Raw genomic sequence first — 2,503 nt, 5'->3', positions numbered from 1 at the left:
TATGCTCATCTTCAGCGACCGCATCGTGGTAGAGTTCGGCAATGGGCAGTAACTCCCGCAACTGAGGATGCTTCAGCAGTAACTCCCGGAATGGCTTATGAAAGTGCGGCAAAACCTTTTCATCCATCAGGAACTCGGTGGCCAGCTGTGTGCGCAGGGCGTGATCCAGTCCGTGCCATTGGCGGTAAAAGGGTTGTATGCCCTCCGCCAGGATGGTTTGCGCCCTGTTGGGATGGGGAAACTGGTAATAATGCTGACCTACAATCCGGGTAATTAACCCATAGTGGCCATCAGGCAGGTCTTCCCTGCCCTCAAAGCCCTCAAAGGTCGGCGGGGAGGCCAGGAATGTCTCCAGCCAGTCACGCTGACTCTCTCCATGCTCTCTTAACCGAACCACAGAAGCAGCATGAGGAAAGTAATATCCCTTACCCAGAAAAGTAATAACCGTATTATCAACCGATGATTTAAATGTGGCACTGTGCTCTAAATACTCACGTAACTTTTCATTACTGTAGCGCCGAGTTGATAATCGCTTTTCGAGGAATTCTTTGATTGCACGTCCGTCATTATAATTGTTCGCAACAAAGTGATGATAAAATTCTATGCCAATCAGTTCATCGATCATCTGATGAAGATTGATACTATTGAACGTTCTTTGGTAGAGGTCCTGATACCGGAGCAATATCTCCTTTAGGGTCGACAAGCGACTGATAATCTCGTCAGGATCAGTAACGGGGCCGTCGGGACTATCGCAAAGAAGTGACCACAGCATCTCGTGTCGTATGATATCGGCTTCATCTGCTGTCAGCAGATTCGCCCTGCGAAAATGTGTGGCAAATATTAACAAGGTACAGTCAGGCAAGTTCAAGTATTCAGTGAGATGGACTCTTGTGCCGTGTGCGATCAGAAGACAACACACCAACGGATTACTGAAGGAGACTCCTGAACAATGTGGTGACCCTAATAATAATGGTACAAACAATTTGTGTTTTAATAGCTCCCGACAAATAACAGCTTGTGCCGCAAAGTCGGATTTGGTTTGCTGCAGGAGGTAATCCCAGCTGAGTTTGACGCGATGTTGTTCGTAAGTATTATCTTCCCCGTTATATATGATTCCGGGAAAATGTTCTTTTATCGGGCGCCGCCTGATCAAAGCCTCCAACAATAGATTTGGTAAACCGACCGTACTTTTGACCCTGTCATTAAGGGCTGAAAGTGAGGTCATGAATTTTGCTGAATCATAGTGCTGGATGGCTGTCAGAAGGACGCTGGTATCAATACTATCTCCTTCAACCTCTTCAGCCACGGTGCTGACCTGCTTCGGGATATTTTCCAGCAGCGTCAGGAATCGATCACAGCCGGACTGGCTCAATAACTGGTAAAGGTTATGCTCATGACCAATGACGCATCCATATCGGGAGAAAGCATGGGCGTGGTTCTGCAGCTGTTGGACCTGGGCACGGCTGAGTTTCACCGGGGGAGACACCACGCCCTGAAAGCTGTTGAACAGGCATAGCTTAACCGGTTCTCGAAACTCACCACCGGACAGGTTACCTTTCTTTTGCTCAAGCGTCAGGATATTGCCCATAACTTCTTCAATACGACGAAAAGAAAGCTCCCTGCCAAAGTCAAGAAGATAGCCATAGTGCATGCGGTCAAAATTAATTTGACAGATAATCTCGGGATATTTGCCAGTTTTCTCACTGAATGTGGGATGCGGCTGGTGGAGTAAATAGCCATTCTTGCCAATGTGACCTGAGGATAATCTAAAAGATAATCCGTCAAATAACGAATTCCATCTGAGTTCCCACTCATCCATTTTCGTTATTAACACATCCCAACTGGTAATTTTCTTGATAATACCTTTCAAGTGCAAATGTTGGGGTTCTCCATTGGCATCTGAAGCAACATCTTGTTTAAAAGCCCAGCGCATATCGCACCCGCGTTCAGGTTTCAGAATAGTAAGAATCCGGTCTGATCCCATCAGAAACTCATCAAAGCGCTTATGGTGAGTGGTTACCGCATATCGGGAACCCCGGCGCAATAAACTCACCGGTCTGTATTGATCTCCGGAACCGGCTTCTTTTGACGCATTGACAACACGGACCATCATCCCGGCAAACTGACTGTTTAATGCTTTAACAGGGTGATAAATGTCACCTGCAGATTGTGGTTCATTAAATACCGGCGAACCAACGCCTGCTCCCTGCTGAGGTATGGACATATCAATGATCTCCTTGTAATCGTATCCGACTGTTATTGTTGTTTTAGAGTGTCTATTGATGTTTTAGGTAACAGGAACGTGGCTTGTCGGCAACGGGTCAGTGGCCTCGTCATGATACTCTGGTGGCAGCAGCAAAGAGTCCCTTGCAAGTCTGGAATTGGACACCATTTGGTAAATAATTTTCCCGTCATGTGCATACGACTTCACTGCATACCCGCGTTCCTTGAGCAGACGGGCACCCGGAGAGTCCGGCTGCCGGAGCATCTGCTCCAGTTCAGA

The 2,503-nt window shown here is 47.3% G+C and carries 2 protein-coding genes; both read right to left on the bottom strand.

What is annotated here, in order from left to right:
* Window positions 1–2,224: hypothetical protein (locus KDK15_RS06840; protein WP_257294621.1), on the bottom strand; the 2,224-nt coding region annotated here is incomplete at its 3' end.
* Between the two features lie 63 nt (window positions 2,225–2,287).
* A partial coding sequence (locus tag KDK15_RS06835; protein ID WP_257294620.1) for a hypothetical protein occupies window positions 2,288–2,503 on the bottom strand: 216 nt, incomplete at its 5' end.

The sequence above is a fragment of the Endozoicomonas sp. YOMI1 genome, assembly GCF_024606345.1.
Classification (GTDB): Bacteria; Pseudomonadota; Gammaproteobacteria; order Pseudomonadales; family Endozoicomonadaceae; genus Endozoicomonas.
The sequence above is the reverse complement of the archived record's forward strand: the minus strand, read 5'-3'. Positions and strand labels throughout refer to the sequence as shown.